Origin of the sequence: Rhizobium sp. BK399, assembly GCF_014194695.1 — a bacterium.
Taxonomy (GTDB): domain Bacteria; phylum Pseudomonadota; class Alphaproteobacteria; order Rhizobiales; family Rhizobiaceae; genus Rhizobium.
This window is the reverse complement of the sequence record NZ_JACIAH010000025.1, coordinates 1-18,752: the sequence shown is the minus strand read 5'-3', so window position 1 is coordinate 18,752 and position 18,752 is coordinate 1. Positions and strand designations below refer to the sequence as shown.

Below are 18,752 nucleotides of genomic sequence, written 5' to 3'. Positions count from 1 at the left end.
CGAGACCGGCGATCGATGTCAGCTCGGAAAGATAACATAATTGCTTTTCACGGGCGGACGGGGCGCCAATTCAACATCCCTGAGCGTAGGGCTTGAAGTCCATGGTGCCATCGCGCACCGCTTGGAGTTCATAGGGCGCGACGTAGGAATCGTCGGTCGTCAGGCAAAGCTTCTGAACGTTGATATTGCCCATCTCGTTCATGTAAGGCCGAAGCTGTGCATCGCTTAGGTGGGCGGCGCACCGATAGGTAACTTCCTTCTTGATGGAGCGATCATAGGCATCCCGAAAGCGGTTCCACACCGTCCAAGCATGCAAGGCGGCACCGGCGTAGCCGACAACGATTGATAGCCGCAGCCCTCTTTCATCCAGCGTGATCGGAAGACACGACCCACGCGACCCTCCCTCGATTGATAGCGAATCTCGCACAGATTGCGAGCAAGGAGGATCCAACTCAATACAGATTATGCGCAACGCCTATTAGCTGCAGATAGGTCAGCCATGCTGGCTTGATTTCAGGTTTCTTTAGTAGCAATATTATTGAAGGTCATTCGCAGCGTTCCAAGCTCAAGCCAAGGCGTGAAAGCGACGGAAGCGAAAAGCTAGAACCACGAGCGATCCAACGTAAGGCTCCGAGAAGTGAAATCCCTCTGGAGCCTTTCGTTTGTCTGGCCTCGCCATTCGTGGTGCGACGCTTCGCATGTCAGTATCTTCTTGCGAGTTCCCGCACGACATCGGCTTCGAGTTCGGCGCAGACACTCTCGTATTCCTCGATAATAAGTTCACTCCCGGAACTGCGCCTAAAGCCATCGAGCGCAATACACGCCTCATCATATATCTCGAACAGATCGCGCAGACGCGCCGGGACAAGAGGTCCAGCCAATGTCGCCAGTCTTGCGCGGTGTTGAGGCAGCTTGAGCATCAACCGTCGTAATCCAGATTGCGCGTTACCGCGACTACCCTCGATCTCCTCTTGATCGCTAGCCATTAGCAATCCCTCGACCCCACTGCCAAGGGTAGCGCCGCGATGCCCTTTAAAGAAGTAACTTACCGTATGCTCTATCTCCGCCTCAAATGAGGGGCTGCTGAATTAGCTGAACCTTTTGGGTGGGTTAGCATTGTTAATTCGGGACACTTTTTCGCGGCTACCGTGGCCTGTTCCCTTGCGCCTCTAGTTGTATTTTATCGGAAGGCGGACCCGATGAGAATTCACACTCCAAGCGTACACGCCGAACCATCGCCTGTTGAGGTTCTTAAACAGCTCGATCGGATCCTATCGAGTTCTGACTTTGTCATACCGGATCGAGGGCGGAGGTTCTTGGAGTTTATAGTCCACGAAAAACTGGAGGGACGAGCGAGCCATCTGAAGGCCTTCACCATCGCACAAGCCGTTTTTGAACGGGGGGTCAATTTCAATCCACAGAACGACCCTTGCGTCAGGATGCAGCAAGCCAACTCCGCAGCGCGCTCGAACGATATTATCTTACGGCGGGCGCGGCGGACGAGGTGTTGATAACGGTTCCGCGCGGCGGGTACGCCCCTTCAATGACGTTCTCCGGGAGCGTGTCCGGTATCGAAGACGTCGCAGGTGAACGGCAGGTGGATTCTGCCGCACCCGCTTCCGAGCCATCGCTCGTGCAAGCGTCCGAGCCGCCAAAACGGGAAAGCAGAATTCTCCGATGGATTCTGGTCGTGGCGGGACTAATCGTTCTTGCTGCGGTCGTGCTTGCGTCATTTGCAGAGCGGGACAACCCAGCCTTGAAAGAACCCGTGATGGTTGGTGGCAGGTCGACAATTTATGTTGAGCAATTCAGATCCGATAGCGACAGCAAGCTTTCAGCCCCCGATCTTAACGGCCTGCGGAATTCCATTATCGTCAACCTCAGCAAGTTCACAAAAGTTGCGGTGCTAGATGGCGCGGCGAACGAAGACAGTGCGGTGTATTTGCTGCAAGGAACTCTCCAGCGCGAAGGAGACGACCTGCGATCACTCGCCCGGCTCGTGCGGCAGGCTGACCGCGCCGTCGTATGGTCCGGCGACTACAACATCAACCTGAATGGCCGAAGCATGCTTGACGTAGAGGCAGCAATCGCGCGCTCCATTTCTTCGGCCATCGCGGCACCGTTTGAGGAGCGCGTCGTTTCTCCGCCTGATGGGGCCAAGGGCCAACCGCGTTAGTCGTGCGATCCATCTAACAGCGCGGCGTTGATCGGCGGCGCTCGGCAAGGTCGGCAATGATATCGCTACCTGGGGACATGGCGTTTAATCCTATCCCGAAATGGAGGGCGGCGAGCATGGCGGCCAGCCGCCCACAGCGTCATTGGCCCCGCTCCAAACAGCGGCAAAGCCATTTCCGCTCCTTCTCGCGTTCCGGGCGCGGATCGCTGGCGATATAATCGAGCCTCATTTGCAAGGCCTCGTGGTTCATCGATCCGTGAACGCAGATCAGTCCGGGGCCGACGGGGATCGGCGGCCCTTGTCGGTGATCCCTTGCCGCGCTTGTCGGCAATGGCAAGGGGCGGAGAATTCGCGAACTGGACGTATTTGAAGGTGCCATCCGCGAAATCCCTTCTAGGCTCGATATCGAAGCAATCGGCTGTCGCCCCGACCCTCCTGTATGCTTCCTCGTAGTCCTCCTCGGCGCAGACGGCTGCAATCCGCAATTTTCGGCGCGGCTTGAATGGCCCGAACTGACGCCCACAGGCTGCGAGCATGCCGAGGGCCACGGTAAAGCTCGTCTTTCCCGTAGACGTCTGAGCGACCAACTCGGAGATATGCTTTTTCATGGCAAGGCCGGGGATGAGCCATTCGCGGCGCCGTATCGCCTCGCGCGGGCCGAACGTGAATTCCCGCATCGTAACCGGGAACTGAACAATGCCGCTTCCGTCATCGGCCATCGGCGCGCCTCCTTTGGTGGCGGCACGAGCGACTATGCGCGGTTAGCGGGGAAATATTTCCAAAAAGGCAACGCTTTGAGATTCGGCGGGAGAGAGCGGCCCCGGCAATGGGGCATTTTTGGCGGGGATGGAGCGCCCCGCCGCGCATATCAATACCTGCCTTGCATGCGGTCCGCCTTTCGAAGGCGTTACCGGCGGGCTTGTAGGGTGGGCGGCGGAAGGGCTATATTGAGCGGACCCAATGTTACTCTTGTTTCCTTCCGCGCCCGGCAAGCCACGCCGGGCGTTACTCTGTTATGCGGACTCCAGTTCGCGGGCGAGGCGGCGAATGCCCTCCAGCCAGCGCTCGACCTGTTTCTTGGAGTATCCCGGGCGGGAATGCTTTGAGTCCGGCATTGTCACGATAGAAGGCAAAACAGGACCATTGTCCGATCCAGATAGGACCTCAGTCCGATGTGCAATCAATAACCACCGTTTAGATTGTCATCATCTTAAACAAGCGAAGCACGCGATTTTACTCGCATATATTGATTGGACCAGACGATGCGCATCACCACATTGGCCTCCACGGCGGTACTCACCCTCGCTGTTGCAACGTTCCCGCTTGCCGTTGGTGGGTTCGACACCGTTGCGATGGCAAAAGGCGGCGGAAACGGCGGCGGGAACGGGGGTGGAAACGGTGGTGGCAGCAGTGGCGGCAGCCACGGAAGCAGCGGTAGCCGGGGAAATAACGGCACACACGGAGACAGCGGCAGCAAGAGCGGGGCTTCAACTCATGGCAACGCGAAATCTCAGGGCAACGCGAGTAAGTCTTTCAGTGACGCTGGTAGGAAATCGCAGTCCGCAAAAGCTGACAAGCCAACCACTGCTACCCAGGAGAAAAACACTGCCGCACAGCTTGCTGGTCTCAACTCGCTGAAACGGAACTACAAGGCCTATCTGCACACGTCTGACCCGAAGATGACCGCGATTGCGGCCTACGCGGTTGCCTATGCCCAGTATGAGATCGATAACGGAACTGAGCCGTCGGTCGATGACCCGATCTTGGGTGACGAGGCCTTGGAGGATGCTCTGGCATCCGCAACGAAGACAGGGCAAGTCAGCCCTGCCGTTCTTGACCAGGCAAAGGCAATCCTCGGCGTTGGCGAAGCGGACGGGAAGATCGACCAGATCCGAGGTTCGCTGGAGACTTCCGCTCCGGAAACTCCAGACGAATAAAGGGAAACCTGGTCAACAAGGCGTTGCTGATTGCATGGACCTTAGTCCAACTTGGCGCTCACGTGAGTGCAGCCTAATATGAAGCTGTCCTCTTGAGAGGATGGGCGGAAGCCTGGTGGCTGGGATCAGACATCATGCCTATGCCAGGCTTCCGCGCCGTGCTTGACGAACGTGTCCCGGCGCGGAAAAGCCGACGGACAAACTTGTCAAAAGATGAACATACTTAACGTTCAGGCTCGTGCCTGCATCGAGGCATAAAGTCGATACTCATGCATACGGCGATTTCGTTCGGACCGGGGAGCGCCAGATGAATTTCATCGACCTAGTCGGCAAGCGTGTTCTTGTGGTCGAAGACGACTACTTACAGGCAAGCAATGTAACCCTTGCGCTTGAAGACCAGGGCAGCGAGGTGATCGGCCCATTTCCTGATCTGGAAAGCAGCCTGTTGAACCTGGAGGCTAGAAATATCGATATCGCCGTCCTGGACATCCATCTCGGTAGCGATCTGGTATACCCCGTTGCAGACAGGCTGGATCAAGCACGGGTGCCGTTCGTATTTGCTACAGCCGGCAATGAAAGCGGCATTCCCGACCGTTTTTGCAGGGTTCGGCGTCTTTTGAAGCCTTTCAGCATCGAAGAACTCGCAGTGGAACTGGCCATCTTGGTGGCCGAGCGCAAAGTGACGTGGCAATAGCGGGTTTCGTCGGCACAGACAGGACCGTTCACGGACCGGACTGACCAGCTACCGAGGAAACTCGATCCTCACAGGAGCGAGATCGCCCCAAAGACCGGGCTTATTGGGACTTTTCACCTTTGCGACGCTGGCGGGAGGCCCGCTTCACCGAGGCGGCAACGATCAATGCGGTCCATAATCCGACGGAAAAGATGAGTGGCTGACCATCCAGCGAGCGCTTGCGACGGCCAAAGTGGGGGATACCATTATCCTGGCTCCCGGGCTCTGCCTGCAAGACATCAGGTCTGTTCGTCCAGGCGAGACGGGAAAGCCCGTGGTCATTCGAGGCGCCGGTGCCTCTGTGGTCAATGGCGGTGGGAGCCTACGGGCTATTGAAATCAATCACAGCTTCATCGAACTACATGATTTCGTGGTCGACGGTCATTTCACGGCAGCGGAAACGGAGGGAAGCTACCGAGACAAGCTTATCTACATGATGTGCAACACACCGGGTCCGGCACTTTCCGGGCTGCGATTGATCTGAAAGGACATCCGCAATACCGGCGACGGGTGCGTTCGGCATCGCTACCAGGCGCGGGACAACGAAATTGCCAACTCGAAAATTTCACCCTGTGGTCACTTCTATTCCGTCTACAAGGATGGCGCCAAGGACGGCGAGGGCATCAAGTCGCTGTGGCTTCTTTTGGTCCGTGTAAAAAGGAGTTTCGGTTAGAGACGGCGAGATTTTTTTGTTGGCGCCACCGGAGAAGGCATGCCAGCAAAGGGTACGGTTTGATGCATCGCCTTCACGCTCGAATTGGCGTGATTGCAGTATTAATATTCTGTGATTATGGGGCAGGAAACGGGGCGCGATGCTTTACGGCAATACCCCGAATTCCCTGACGCATTAGCCAATGCGAAGATGATCCTCCACCGACTTCACGCCGGCGGCCGACCAAGCAGCGTTCTCGGCGGCCTTGCGCTCGGATAAACGTTTGACTGTTCCATCAAGAGTGACCTTGCCATCAAGGACGTTTACTCGAATAGCTCGGGCCTCAAGTTCCGCGTCCCGTCGGAACGCTTCTTCGATCCGTCGTTTGACGTCACCGGATGTTGCCCGTGGAGCGACGGTTATAAGGTTGGAGATCCCAACGACACCGGCGAGATCGCGAATGGAATCTGCTGCCGCTTTCCGTTGATACTGCCATTCAACCTTGCCTTCGAGGGTCACCCAGCCATTCTGTACCCTTACATTAACCGCGTCCCTTGGAACCGTCGTGCGCCATGAGAGCGTACTGACTGCACGTCTGGCAATCTCGTCATCGGCCGTGATGTGTGTGCCGTAGGGGCGAACTTCTATTTCCTGAGCGATGGCATGTACACCTGTCACGCGCCGCGCCGCACGTTCGGCGGCATCCTTTTCAGCATAGGTTGCAACGTGTCCGGTGAGCGTGACGACGCCACCTTCGGCCGTAACACCAATATGTGCTGCGTTTATGCTCGGCTCGAATTCGAGCTCGTCTAACACAAATTGCCGCAGAAATACATCTGTCATGGGAAGCCTCCTTCTACGGTTCGACGTTCTAATCTTAAAAGCAACCGCGAAGACGAACTTTGACATGCCGCAAAGTGCAACATTCTTGTTTTCACATGTGAGGCATCATGTAGCTATATTTTAGGTGGTCTGTCTTCAGGCGCTATTTGGTAGAAGAGTGCGTAAGCACTCGGTTAGCCGGAACCGAAACCTTCGAACATGCAATCTCCGGACTTCTGAAGAAGAGGGTCGATTTCTTTGCGAGGCGGAGCACCTAGGCCACCGAATTGCGGAGATCAAGAACGACACCCACGCGATAGAAGGGTGTTGCATTGCTTGGGCTAGACTGTCGACCTGAACGCGGCGCAGAAACGGTATGTCATCTTCGGAAGCGGGGAACTGACGCGCGCCATCCTGCGGGAACTTAGTCGTTAGTCGGGGGACGGTGACCGTCATGTATCGAGGTTTCCCATCGTGTTTAGCGGGTGTAGAAGGGTCTCCCATAGCAGCGCGACGAGGGGAGCATCCGATCACTGAAGGATGATCGAAGCAGTAAGGTCTGGGCAAGACGGACACGCTAGCCATTCCAATCTATCTACGCGTTTCATACCTTTAGCAGCCGCTCCGCAGACCCTATCCTTGATCGATTGGAATACGGAACGAGCCGCAGAGGCTTGTCTTTGGCGCAAGACGTACGCTGTAGGGTAACACAAGCATCGCTCGACGCGGGCCCGCCTGCATGCTAGTTTAGCGGTCCCTAAAATATTGTGTGCGAGAAATCCGGTTGTGACGCTTGAGGGGAGCTGCCGAGATGACAATCGTTCGCAGTTTGCTTGTATGTGCGGGTTTGGTTGGTCTCGGATGCACAACGGGACTGACTCAGCAGGTCACCGGAACGCTGGGTTCGCCAGGCGCGACGACAACGATTACCGGACAGCAGTTGCCGCCACCTGACCCGAAATTCGGTGGCGTGATCAACCAGAAGGCATCCGAATCGACGCCATGGTGGGCCCCACGCGTCGTGCCACCCAAGGGTGCGCCCAACGTGCTGCTCATCATGACGGATGACCAGGGGTTCGGAGCGCCCAGCACCTTCGGCGGCGTTATTCCCACGCCGACGATGGATCGTATTGCCAAGGAGGGGCTTCGCTTCACGAATTTCCACTCCACGTCGCTCTGTTCACCGACGCGGGCTGCGCTGATTACCGGGCGCAACCATCATTCGGTCGGCTTCGGCGTCGTGGGTGAAATCGCGACAGGCTTTCCCGGCTACGATTCCATTATCCCGATCGAGAAGGGCACCATCGGCACCATCCTGAAGGAGAACGGATACGCCACGTCGTGGTTTGGCAAGAACCACAACACGCCGTCCTACCAGTCAAGCCAAGCCGGCCCCTTCAACCAGTGGCCGAATGGCATGGGCTTCGACTACTTCTACGGCTTCGTCGGCGGCGATGCCAGTCAGTGGCAACCGAACCTGTACCGCAACACGACGGCAATCTACCCCTTCGACGGCAATCCCGGCTGGAACCTGGAGACGGCAATGGCGGATGAAGCGATCGGCTACATCAAGCAATTGAAGGAGATTGCCCCCGGCAAGCCATGGCTCGTCTACTATGTGCCGGGCGCCACCCATGCGCCCCACCATCCGACGCCGGAATGGATCAAGAAGATCAGCGATATGCACTTGTTTGACGATGGCTGGAACAAGGTGCGCGAAACGATCTTTGCCAACCAGAAGCGGCTCGGCATCATGCCTCAGGACGCCAGGCTTACGCCCTGGCCAGATGGCCTGCCGCAATGGGATTCACTAAGTTTCGAGGAGAAGAAACTGTTCACCCGGCAGGCGGATATCTACGGTGCCTATCTCGCCTATGCCGACCACGAGATCGGACGCGTCGTCCAGGCGGTTGATGATCTCGGCGAACTCGATAACACGCTGATCATCTACATCGGCGGCGACAATGGCGCGAGCGCTGAGGGAATGGTCAACGGCACTCCGAACGAGTTCACTACCTTCAACGGTGTCTCGGTGCCGGTCAAGGACCAGTTCCTCTGGTATCCATTCTGGGGTTCGGAACGAACCTTCCCGCACTATGCTGCCGGCTGGGCCTGGGCGATGGATACGCCGTTCAAGTGGGTCAACCAGGTACCCTCGCATTTCGGAGGAACGTCGCAGGGCGTCGTCATGTCGTGGCCCGGCCATATCACTGATGCCGGCGGTGTAAGGCGCCAGTTCCATCACGTCATTGACATCGTGCCGACCATACTTGAGGCAGCGAGCATTCCGGCGCCGGACATGATCAACGGCATTCCGCAGAGCCCGATCGAAGGTGTGAGCATGGTCTACACCTGGGACAAGGCCAACGCGAACGCCCCCACCCGGCATGACACGCAATATTTCGAGATGCTCGGCAACCGCGCCATCTATCACGACGGTTGGGTGGCTGCCACGACACCGGCCACGCTGCCGTGGGAACTCAGCACCAAGACGCCGCCTGACGTCATCACCGGCTACGACTGGGAACTCTACAACGTAGTGGATGATCCAACCCAGGCCAACGACCTTGCGGCTGCCATGCCAGAGAAGCTGAAGCAGATGCAGGACCTCTTCTACGCCGAGGCAAAGAAGTACAATGTGTTGCCGCTCGACAACTCGACACTTGCTCGCTGGAACACGCCGCGCCCAAACCTTACGGCGGGGCGCACCGAGTTCTCCTATTCGGGCGAACTGAGTGGCGTCCCTGCGAGTGCGGCGCCCGACATCAGGAACAAATCCTATACTATCACCGCCGATGTCGACATTCCCGAGGGCGGTGGAGAGGGCATGATCGTCACGGAGGGTGGTCGCTTCGGCGGCTACGGCCTGTTCCTGAGCAAGGGCGACTTTGGCGTCGGACGAGGCAAGGTGGTGTTCCTCTACAACTTGCTCGACCTGAAGCGGACCATGTGGGAAGGGCCCGAGCTGGAAGCAGGCAAGCACCGGATCACCTTCGACTACAAGGCGGACGGTACCAATCTTGGTACAGGCGGTATGGGCATCCTCTCCGTTGACGGACAAGAAGTAGCTCGCAACTCGCTGGAACACGGCATCCCGGTGACGTTCCCGGAGGACGAGACCTTCGACGTCGGCCAGGACACGCGCACAGGCGTCGCGCTCGTGGAGTATCGCTATGATACGCCGTTCAAGTTCACCGGCAAGATCGACAAGCTAGTGTTCGAGCTAGGGAGGAGCAACCAATGAGCCTCAAACACACCTTCAGCACCCTTGCGGTCGCTGCGACGCTCGGCGTTCTCACATCGTCGACAGTAATAGCCGAAAACGCCATCACCGCTCCGGCGACGAAGTCCATCGGCACATCGAGCACACAGAAGACCGAACTCGTCCCCTCTCTGATCGTGATGAATTCCGATGGCGCGACCCTAAAGGGCGACACGCTGACTCTGACGAGCGTTTCCAGCAACTCAATTCTGTTTGCCGACCGGCCGGTCCGCTCCGCCGGCCATGCGCTCACCGCGCACTTGCTGGAAGAGTGGGCTCAGGGCGGTAGCTTCGAAAAGGATCCGCCGAACGCCACCGTCTCGGTGCTGAACAAGGACGCGTCCGGCGTCGAGGACGCCGTCGTCGTTCTGAAGGAACCGAAGCTCGAAGGCACGAACCTGACGTTCAAGGTGGATGTGCTGGAGGGCAACCTTGCCGAAGCAAATGGCCCGGCATCGATCTTCATCGACATCATTGGCATGCCGAGAACGCCGATGTCCTTTGCGGGCGTGGCGCGTCGCACTGCGTATCGGGGAGCCTGGTACGGTGCGGCCGCCGCCGGCGCCGCCGCAGCCACCTACGACCGCCCCTATTATCGACCCTATTATCCTCCGTCGGGCTGCGGCTATTATCCGCTGCCGCCATGTTAGTGCTGAAGCGTCGTCCTGACCGGAGTGTCAGAGAGGAGGATCGGCGTGACCAACCACACAATTGCTGTCGCGGCCATCGGTGAAATCGTGACCGGTCTCGCGTTGGTCGCAATTCCCGCGCTCGTCGGTGAGTTGCTGCTTGGGGAGGCGCTGGTGGGCGTCGCGGTCGCCGCCGCGCGCGTCGCTGGCATGGCGCTGATCGGACTGGGGATCGCCTGCTGGCGGGGTCGGCCCCTCGAAGGCATGCTCTTCTACAGCACGATCGTGACGCTGTACCTCGCCTATCTCGGTCTCGCTCACGGACCAATGGGCGTTCTGCTTTGGCCAGCAGTCGTCCTGCACGCTGTCCTGTCGGCCCTGCTGGTGCATGCTTGGCAAGAGGGTCGGGTCTCCTGAGGTGTGCATGAGGAGGCTGTGAGGAGCCATTTGCCGCCGCGTGGCGCTATTTTGCACGAGATTTAGACATGTTGGGCTTCAAAAAACGGGCCCACCATCATGCGCTTGCGCAATGGCCGAGAATGAGATCCTGAGCGGACGCGGCACCTGACGACCTACGTTCTTGGGGCAAGGGCTTACCCATGCACCAGCTGACAGTTGCGCTGCCAATTGTCCTGGTTCGAGCACGCGCTCGTCGCTCAAAGGCCCGAGGTCACGCGACATGGTTCGGCTATCTTCTTGTCGAGATCACGCCTGCGTTCGTCAGCGGCATCCAGCATCAAAGAGGTCATCGGCAAGCCCCCGCATGATGTTGTTTGAACTGGAACCATCCTGAACGATATCCCGATCGACGTGACGTCCTGCATGACAATTGTCGCGGGCGTACCACCATAGCGAGGGGAACCAACAAAGAGCTCTGTCTGGTTCGACCATTTGAGAAGGGGCTGCTCAGCGCACCGGAAAATTGTCCGCGCGGCCATGTAAGTCTCTGATTTCATGCACCGGGTTCCGGGCACATAATGCTGCACAGATGCTCGCTGAGGCGCTATTTTTGATGATTTGATCAAACGCAATGTAGTGCGGTGAAAGTGAGAGGATCATAAAACGTGAGGCTTGCCCTCGATGAGTATTGTTCAATGGAGGAATGTCATGAACGATCTCGCCTTACGCCAAAATATCATCGACGAACTCGTATTCGACCCGAGCATAGATGCGGCCAATATCGGCGTCGCGGTTGAAGAGGGCGTCGTCACACTTTCCGGCCATGTCGGTAGCTATGCCGAAAAGATCGCCGCAGAAATGGCGGTAAAGCGGGTCAAAGGCGTGCGTGCCCTCGCCGAGACGCTTGAAGTCAGGTTCCAGGGCCACAAGCGACATGCAGACGACGAGATCGCGGCGCGCGCGCTGGATATCATCGAATGGGATGCGCTCTTGCCGAATGGCGCGATCGGCGTGAAAGTTCAGAAGGGTTGGGTGACGCTGACTGGCGAGGTCCAGTGGCATTTCCAGCGGGTTGCGGCAGAGCGGGCGGTTATGAAGCTCGGCGGTGTTGTGGGTGTGACGAACGTCCTCTCGATCAAACCTTCCGCCTCAATCCCCGATGTGAAGAAGCGCATTGAAGGGGCGCTCAAACGCAATGCCGACGTCGAGGCGGAACGTGTCGAAGTCGCCGTCCTGGATGGCAACGTGACCCTGAAGGGCGGCGTCACGGGTTGGCGGGAACGGACTGCCGCGGAACGGGCGGCCTGGTCGATTCCGGGCGTCGTAAGCGTGACCAACAATCTCGCGGTCCGCGGTTGATGGAGGAGCCAACAGAAATTAATACGGCCGAAACTAGCCCTGCTGGAATTGGTGGGGTTGCAATGCACGCTCGGGATGGCTTGAAATTGCTACGTTGGCTCTTCATTGACCATGCGTTGCTGCTAGTACTCATTGTGATGATCGCTGCGGTCATCAGCGTCCTTATGTATCGTCCGACCAGCGACGTGGCCCGGTCCGACTTTCACCTGCAAAGATCGATCAAAGATGGACCGTGAACGGGAGCGATCGCAATGTCGACGGCCCTAGGAAAACTGACATATAGAGAATGCCTGGACATGCTGAAAAGTGCGCACTTCGGTCTCTTGGCTTGTAGTAATGAAAACAGCCCTACGTCGTTCCTGTTTATTTCGCGTTTGAGGCGAGCGTCGCTTTTAGGGTCTTTCAATGCGCAAAGTCGACTCGATGAGACGGAACCCCAAAGTTTGCCTTCAAGTGGAAGACTGGCCATCGAAACGATGCCCGCGACGCGTCGTGCTTGAAGGACGTTGCCAGGAATTTGCCGACCTCCACGCACGGACTTTGTTGCGGCGCACAGAAACTGGTGGGAGATGGGTTCGCTGAAGCTAGACGAGGTTCCACCGGCGCATATCTCTCCGCATCTTTTCCATGGAATCTTCAGGATGATGTTTCTGGTCGAATGGCAAAGCAGATCGACTAGAACAGCAATGCTGGCCTCGGCCGAGTACGCCCTGGAACGGAACCAGTGTCCATTGGCGGCTTGGCCGAACGTGCCGAGCCCTTAGTGTATGGTGTCGGAAACGGCTTGGGTAGCGGCAGACCCTGGTGAAAGCCGCGCAATAAGGATCCCGGAAATATCGTCAACATTGACGACGCCGCGATGGTAAATCTCAATCGCCGCCACGCATACGAGGCAAGATACCGATGTATCGAGGGGTACGCAGTAGTGGCGATACCAGTTCTGCACGGCGACCGATAGTGTTTTCAGCTCCGACGATGTTAGGGCAGGCAGGGTCATCGACGCTCCTCCGGATATCGGACGTACCTTAATTGCTGATCTGCCAGAAAGACTTTGACCGATGTCAAATCATTCCTGCCGGAAGGCAATTTTCATTCTGCCATGGGCCGGTTACACCAGCGCGGCGTTCTTGGCTTTGCCAGGTCGCTCTTGGAGGCCGGCCTCGGTGCGTTCGCGCTCGCTCTCTTGCATCGCTACGCGCGACAGCCGCGGCGCGTAGACGAGCTTTTTGATTGGGTTGGCCTTTCCAGATGGCGAGACGATTGTCGCGATGTCGGGCGGCTGTTAACAAGGTGGCGATTGCCCGAGCGCTCGCCATGGAGCCATCGCTGGTTCTCGCTGGCGAGCCTACAGGCAATGTTGATACTCGCGCGGCGAGCGACGTATTCGAGTTGATGCAGACAATCGTGAAGAGGGTACAACGTCGTCAAACGTCACCCACAACCACGGCTTGCGCCTCGCTGCGATGGACTGATCGTTCGGGAACGAAAAGCTAAAAAAGGACGCAGGGTAGTATAGAAGATAACACCACGTCCGCTGTCCTCAATATGTCACAGATTGTTACAAAACTTAGACAAACTGGCACCGAAAAGGCATCCGGCCGTAACGCTAGCATTGTTTACTGCAGCCTCATGATTGGAGGGAGCAAATCATGCTGGCGAATATAAGACCGTTGTTTCAGGAAGCTGCGGCGATACGCGAGCCCTGCACGCTGGCCACACTATTTGACCGCAGTCCCCTGGAGCACGCAACGGCTGGTCAGATCGTCTTTTTTGAAGGCGATCGCGCCCTGCATCTCTTTGCCATCCGCGAGGGAAATCTGCGCGTCTGCCGGCAACTTCACGATGGACGTCGTGTGATCACGGGCTTTTTGACCAAGGGAGACATCGTGGGCGTCTCTTTTAAGAACCGCTATCTTTACAGTGCAGAGGCGTTGGACGACGTCCACTTTCAGCGCCAGACGAAAGTGGCGTTCGACCAGCAACTCCTGGCTCGTCCTGACCTGCGACCCATACTTCTCTCACAACTCTGTGACGAGGTCGCCGCCGCGCAGGATCAGATGGTCCTGTTGTCCTGCAAGAGTGCGGAAGAACGGCTTTGCAGCTTCCTCTTGGCCCAGTTACACAAGAGCACGTCTCTGGGTTTTGCCAGGGACGTGATCAGCCTCCCGATGACCCGGCTGGATATTGCTGACTACCTCGGTCTGACGATTGAAACGGTCTCGCGGACCGTTACGAAACTGGCTGGACAAGGCATTCTCTCGACGGGTCGAAGACACGAAATACGCGTATTGAAGAAGTCGGCGCTTGTACTGCGGGCTGGAGAGGGCGATGCTGACGTCGATAATGAGCTCAATGATACTCTAAGGTGCTGCCGTCATTGAAAGGTAAGGCACGATGCCAGTGGATGCCACCGTTCCGTTCGCTCCGGCGCAGGATCTCGATGTCATTGCTCGCGTATTCGATGACACGAGCGTGATCATTCATGGCGTGGATGGGGTTATCAGTCACTGGACGTCCGGTAGCGAGCGGCTTTATGGTTGGAAGCGTGCCGAGGCGGTGGGGCAAGTCGTTCACCGGCTGCTTCGTACGAAGCTGCCGCGGCCGATCGAAGACATCCGCCGGGACGTATTTGCCGGCTTATCGTGGGAAGGCGACATTGTGCATCGTCACAAGGATGGCCACCCGATGACGATCGCGACGCGATGGGTCGTTTTCGACGCGAAGTCCTCTTCACCGGTGGTCATTCAGACGAATACGGATGTTTCGGAGACCAGAAAAATCCAGGACGATCTCGCCGAACGCGAAGCGCACCTTCGATCTATCCTGGACACAGTCCCGGATTCAATGGTCGTGGTCGACGAGTCCGGATCCATCACCTCGTTCAGCAGTGCGGCAGAAAAATTGTTCGGCTACAGCTCTCGCGAAGTCATCGGCCGCAACGTTCGCATGCTGATGCCATCGCCCTTCCGAGAGGAACACGACAGGTACATCGCCGATTACCTTCGCACCGGTAGAGGCAGGATCATCGGTCTTGGGCGAGTGGTCAAGGGCCGCAAGAAGGATGGATCATTGTTTCCGATGGAGTTGGCGGTCGGCGAAGCGGTTTCGAACGAAACACGAATATTTACTGGATTTGTTCGCGACTTGACCGGCCGGCAGCGCATCGAGGAAGAGCTTAGACAGTCTCAGAAGATGGAGGCCGTAGGGCAGTTGACCGGAGGTTTGGCTCACGACTTCAATAATCTCCTAACGGTGATCAGTGGCAATCTCGAAATGCTCGAGTCGCTGTTGGAAGGCGACTACCAGCACGAACTGCTTCGCGAGGCTCAGGATGCCGTACACGACGGAGCAAAGTTGACGAGCCAGCTGCTCTCCTTCGGTCGGCGTCAGCCGCTCGAGCCGGAGAGTACCGATGTCGGTTCACTTGTGTCGGGTTTTTCTGAGCTCCTGAGACGATCGCTGGGCGAAACGATCGAGCTTCGAACGAGTATCAGGGGCAGCAAGCATATGGCCATGGTGGACAAGTCACAGCTTCAGGCCGCCTTGCTCAACCTGGCTTTGAACGCTCGAGATGCGATGCCGGGTGGTGGTAGTCTCACGCTCGACATCTCACGGGTTGAACTCGATGCGGACTACGCACAGATGTATCCGGAAGTGAAGCCCGGCAACTATATTCTCGTCGCAGTGACGGACACGGGAGAAGGAATGAGCGAGGAAGTAAAGAACCGCGCATTTGAGCCTTTCTTCACCACTAAGGGGATCGGCGCGGGGACTGGCCTTGGCCTCAGCATGGTCTATGGCTTTGTGAAGCAGCTCGGTGGACACATCCAGCTCTACAGTGAACTGGACAAGGGAACAACAGTCAGAATTTATCTGCCTGCCGTGGGTGCTGAAGTCACTCCACAGTTGGGAAAGACATCGGGCGGCGAAGACGCGGCTGGCGGAAGCGAGCACATTCTGGTGGTGGAGGATGACGAGCGTGTAAGGCGGGTCGTCGTCGCGCGGCTGGTGAATGCTGGCTATTCAGTTCTGGAAGCTCCTGATGCCACGCGTGCACTCGAACTGCTCTCAAGCACCGAGCCGATCGATCTGCTATTTACCGATATCGTCATGCCGGGCGGAATGACCGGTGACGAGCTTGCGCGTCAGGCCACGCTATACAGGCCTGACCTCAAAGTGCTATTCACATCCGGATACGCAGAGCCGAGTATAGCAAAACGTTCCCTGCCCATATCCAGCTGGCTTAAGAAGCCATATACAGCGCAGGAGCTTTCGAGCCGACTGCGCCAACTTCTCAATTGACGGTGCCGTCCGTTTTTTGAGGTCCTCCCGGCCGTCTCAGTTAGGCGATTGCTTACTAGCGTGCCAAGAACAGCGGGACAGGGCAACTCTTTAACATCGAACGGGTGACGCCGCCGAACAGTCGCTGCTTAAGTCGCGGGTGGTTATAGGCGCCCATGACCACCATGTCGGCGCCGACATCGACGGCGTGCTGGCGCAAGGCCGTATCTACGCTGAGATGTCCGCTCGCAATTCGGTCGACCTCGGCTTTTATACCGTGCCGTGAAAGAAACGTGGCGATCTCGACTCCAGGTTCCTCACCATTCGCATAGCGTCGAGCGACCGGATCGACCATCGTTACATGCACCGCCTCACATCCCTTCAGGAACTCCATTGACTGGCGTGTGGCACGCGCTGCCTCATCACTCGAATCCCAGGCGAGCAAGACCGAGGAGGGGAAAGAGCTTACTGCCTGCCGGCGAGGGTTTAGGAGAATTGGTGTCGGCGACTGGAATAGGGCGCCGTCGATAATCCGCCGCTGTAGTGCCGCGTTGCCGGCAGCCTCCGGGCCAACCAGAATGATATCAGCATAGAGGGCATGTTGGGCAATGTCGTGATCTGCCCATGCAAACTCGGTGTAAATTTCTTGAATGTCGAATGACAAGTCAGACCGTTCCAGAACTTCGCGAATTGCTGTTGCCGCTTCAGAAAGGCGATCAATTTCCTTTTGTTGTTCGTCGAGCCACGTCGTCGTCACAGGATAGACCGCAACTGGCGGAACTGCGCACATGCATATTACGACCGCATTCAGGTGGGCGCCTTGGGTCTCGCAGAACTCGATAGCTGTCTTAACGTCCGTTTCCCATTCGTCGACGCTAAAGACGCACATGACGGTATTTATGCTCATGGCTCCGAACTCCTTCTTGGATAGCTAAGAACTTACCGTATCTTGTGAACGGGTCATTGATGTCCGTCAAAATGGGATTTCAAGAACGTTCCCGCAGCAGCTGTGATCCGGATCCTGGCCTGAAACTGTGTGTTCGGAGGCGATCCAGAATCGAAGTGGGCTTGTTGACAACTGTCAATTCAGGGCGCTGGCCCGATCCGACCTCTCATGTGGTGGCCGATGTTGATATTGGTCGAGACGCCTCTTACGCCGGGAATGCTTCCGCTGCGACCCTTGCAGCATCCCGGTCAAGAGGGGTGTCAACTTTTCCGTTCAGTGTCACGAACCCTTCCTTGACCGAGATCTCGACCACTGAGGAGGAAAGCCGGGATCCGTCTGCAGTCGCGCGGATACCGCCGCACACATAGCGTCTCGCTCCAGACATTGACGAAGATCAAGGCACCTGAACAACTCTCCAGTATCATCGCGTCAATCAATAAGAGGCTTTCGATGACTTCATCTGCGCAATGGCCATTGACCGCGACACGCCAAAGTTTGCTGTGCCAGGGACGCGATCAGGTGAGTTTAACCTAGAGCGAGGGAATGATGTTGTCAGGATCCGCACAGACATGTTTTATCGCTTCAGCGACGCTCTTGGCAGCGTGCGTGGGCGGGAGTGTGGCTGCCGATCGCGGGAATGGCCAAAAGATTGCCGAACGTTGGTGCACTGGATGTCACGTCGTCTCTCCGCAGCAGCAGCAAGGCAGCGATCAAATCCCGACCTTCGCGCAAATCCGGCGGTCGGACCGTTTCGATGATCAGTCACTTTCGACCTTCCTCGCAGCCCAGCATAATTCTCGTATGCCAAATTTTTCCCTGACGCGGTCCGAGATCGCGGATCTCGTTGCGTACATCAAGGCCCATGGTCGCTGATTGCCCCATTGCTTGCCGCAATGCGTAGCTACGCTTCAATCAGAAGGCACTGACCAAACGACTGGGATATCCAACCGCGCGCGATCACCGCTCGGCGGGCCGACGACTTAGAAACTCAGTGCTGGCAAATGAAACAAGGCGTTTGAGGTGGATCAATTTCATTGGCGGCAATTCGAGTCATTGGTACGCGATGTGCCAGTCATTGTATGGGGACAATCGAGGAGATTTTCCATGCCGCACAAACAGGTTCTTTTCCATTCCGAAGCTCGAGGCAAGGTTTTGCAAGGCGCAAGCAGACTGGCCGACGCGGTGCGGATCACGCTAGGCCCTCGGTCGAAGTCGGTGCTCATTGAGAAGAAGTGGGGGGCTCCGATTGTATGTAACGACGGTGTCACCATCGCAAAAGAATTCGACCTGAAGGATCCAGAAGAAAATTTGGGCGCCAGAATGCTACGCTCGGCGGCGGAAAAGACCGGTGAGGTCGTTGGGGACGGAACCAGCACGTCGACAGTTCTAGGCCGTAAACTCATAAATTCTCTTGGCGTATTGCGTTCGGCGTGATTCAAGGCTTCCGAATTAGGAGCTATGATGACACGCCGCCGCTACGAACTCACCGACCACGAGTGGTCAATCATTTCGTCCCTACTGCCGAACAAGCCTCGCGGCGTTCCTCGTGTCGATGA

At 57.2% G+C, this 18,752-nt stretch carries 18 protein-coding genes and 2 pseudogenes; 14 read left to right on the top strand and 6 right to left on the bottom strand.

The genetic code is table 11. From position 1 onward, the window contains the following. Positions 1-70: 70 nt before the first annotated feature. Positions 71-316: a hypothetical protein gene (locus FHT97_RS28580; RefSeq protein ID WP_183864923.1), complete on the bottom strand. Its 246-nt coding sequence runs from the start codon at positions 314-316 to the stop codon at positions 71-73. Positions 317-701: 385 nt separating this feature from the next. Further along, positions 702-986, bottom strand: coding sequence for a nodulation protein (locus FHT97_RS28575; RefSeq protein WP_183864922.1), 285 nt, complete (start codon positions 984-986; stop codon positions 702-704). A gap of 704 nt (positions 987-1,690) precedes the next feature. Between FHT97_RS28575 and FHT97_RS31240 the strand changes: the two genes are divergently transcribed. Continuing rightward, positions 1,691-2,176, top strand: a complete 486-nt coding sequence (locus FHT97_RS31240; protein ID WP_246712830.1) for a hypothetical protein — start codon at positions 1,691-1,693, stop codon at positions 2,174-2,176. Between the two features lie 65 nt (positions 2,177-2,241). On the opposite strand, the gene FHT97_RS28565 is transcribed toward FHT97_RS31240, so the two are convergent. Next, on the bottom strand, positions 2,242-2,895 hold the full coding sequence (locus tag FHT97_RS28565) for an AAA family ATPase (protein WP_183864921.1): 654 nt from the start codon (positions 2,893-2,895) through the stop codon (positions 2,242-2,244). A 543-nt stretch (positions 2,896-3,438) separates the two neighbouring features. Here FHT97_RS28565 and FHT97_RS28560 point away from each other — a divergent pair. From FHT97_RS28560 to FHT97_RS28550, 3 genes are all read left to right on the top strand, one after another. Then, the gene (locus FHT97_RS28560) at positions 3,439-4,113 is read left to right on the top strand and encodes a hypothetical protein (RefSeq protein WP_183864920.1); all 675 of its coding nucleotides are present in this window, start codon (positions 3,439-3,441) and stop codon (positions 4,111-4,113) included. 307 nt (positions 4,114-4,420) lie between these two features. Next, positions 4,421-4,807, top strand: a complete 387-nt coding sequence (locus tag FHT97_RS28555) for a response regulator (protein ID WP_183864919.1) — start codon at positions 4,421-4,423, stop codon at positions 4,805-4,807. 313 nt (positions 4,808-5,120) lie between these two features. Continuing rightward, on the top strand, positions 5,121-5,330 hold the full coding sequence (locus tag FHT97_RS28550; protein ID WP_183864918.1) for a hypothetical protein: 210 nt from the start codon (positions 5,121-5,123) through the stop codon (positions 5,328-5,330). A gap of 363 nt (positions 5,331-5,693) precedes the next feature. Here FHT97_RS28550 and FHT97_RS28545 read toward each other — a convergent pair whose 3' ends face one another. Further along, positions 5,694-6,341, bottom strand: a complete 648-nt coding sequence (locus FHT97_RS28545; protein ID WP_183864917.1) for a BON domain-containing protein — start codon at positions 6,339-6,341, stop codon at positions 5,694-5,696. 790 nt (positions 6,342-7,131) lie between these two features. On the opposite strand from FHT97_RS28545, the gene FHT97_RS28540 reads away from it, so the two are divergent. From FHT97_RS28540 to FHT97_RS28525, 4 genes are all read left to right on the top strand, one after another. Continuing rightward, complete coding sequence (locus tag FHT97_RS28540; protein WP_183864916.1) at positions 7,132-9,564, top strand: arylsulfatase; 2,433 nt, start codon at positions 7,132-7,134, stop codon at positions 9,562-9,564. Then, complete coding sequence (locus FHT97_RS28535; protein WP_183864915.1) at positions 9,561-10,232, top strand: hypothetical protein; 672 nt, start codon at positions 9,561-9,563, stop codon at positions 10,230-10,232. The genes FHT97_RS28540 and FHT97_RS28535 overlap by 4 nt, the downstream gene beginning before the upstream one ends. 45 nt (positions 10,233-10,277) lie before the next feature. After that, positions 10,278-10,628 carry a hypothetical protein gene (locus FHT97_RS28530; protein WP_259131391.1) on the top strand — a complete coding sequence of 117 codons (351 nt, stop codon included), beginning with the start codon at positions 10,278-10,280 and terminating at the stop codon, positions 10,626-10,628. Positions 10,629-11,318: 690 nt separating this feature from the next. Then, on the top strand, positions 11,319-11,969 hold the full coding sequence (locus FHT97_RS28525) for a BON domain-containing protein (RefSeq protein ID WP_183864914.1): 651 nt from the start codon (positions 11,319-11,321) through the stop codon (positions 11,967-11,969). 760 nt (positions 11,970-12,729) lie between these two features. Here FHT97_RS28525 and FHT97_RS28520 read toward each other — a convergent pair. Beyond that, positions 12,730-12,966, bottom strand: a complete 237-nt coding sequence (locus FHT97_RS28520; protein WP_183864913.1) for a hypothetical protein — start codon at positions 12,964-12,966, stop codon at positions 12,730-12,732. Between the two features lie 210 nt (positions 12,967-13,176). Here FHT97_RS28520 and FHT97_RS31235 point away from each other — a divergent pair. From FHT97_RS31235 to FHT97_RS28510, 3 genes and pseudogenes are all read left to right on the top strand, one after another. Beyond that, positions 13,177-13,485, top strand: a pseudogene (locus tag FHT97_RS31235) (hypothetical protein); the annotation flags it as partial. Between the two features lie 133 nt (positions 13,486-13,618). Further along, positions 13,619-14,350 carry a Crp/Fnr family transcriptional regulator gene (locus FHT97_RS28515; protein WP_183864912.1) on the top strand — a complete coding sequence of 244 codons (732 nt, stop codon included), beginning with the start codon at positions 13,619-13,621 and terminating at the stop codon, positions 14,348-14,350. Positions 14,351-14,363: 13 nt separating this feature from the next. After that, positions 14,364-16,271, top strand: a complete 1,908-nt coding sequence (locus tag FHT97_RS28510; RefSeq protein ID WP_183864911.1) for a PAS domain-containing sensor histidine kinase — start codon at positions 14,364-14,366, stop codon at positions 16,269-16,271. A 55-nt stretch (positions 16,272-16,326) separates the two neighbouring features. On the opposite strand, the gene FHT97_RS28505 is transcribed toward FHT97_RS28510, so the two are convergent. Then, positions 16,327-17,157 (bottom strand): universal stress protein, encoded by an 831-nt coding sequence (locus tag FHT97_RS28505; RefSeq protein ID WP_183864910.1) that lies wholly within the window; start codon positions 17,155-17,157, stop codon positions 16,327-16,329. Positions 17,158-17,739: 582 nt separating this feature from the next. Between FHT97_RS28505 and FHT97_RS28495 the strand changes: the two genes are divergently transcribed. The 3 genes and pseudogenes from FHT97_RS28495 to FHT97_RS28485 form a co-directional block, all read left to right on the top strand. Beyond that, positions 17,740-18,069 (top strand): c-type cytochrome, encoded by a 330-nt coding sequence (locus tag FHT97_RS28495; protein WP_310503156.1) that lies wholly within the window; start codon positions 17,740-17,742, stop codon positions 18,067-18,069. A gap of 231 nt (positions 18,070-18,300) precedes the next feature. Next, positions 18,301-18,630: a TCP-1/cpn60 chaperonin family protein gene (locus tag FHT97_RS28490; RefSeq protein ID WP_281412096.1), complete on the top strand. Its 330-nt coding sequence runs from the start codon at positions 18,301-18,303 to the stop codon at positions 18,628-18,630. A 27-nt stretch (positions 18,631-18,657) separates the two neighbouring features. Then, a pseudogene (locus tag FHT97_RS28485) lies at positions 18,658-18,752 on the top strand (IS5/IS1182 family transposase); the annotation flags it as partial.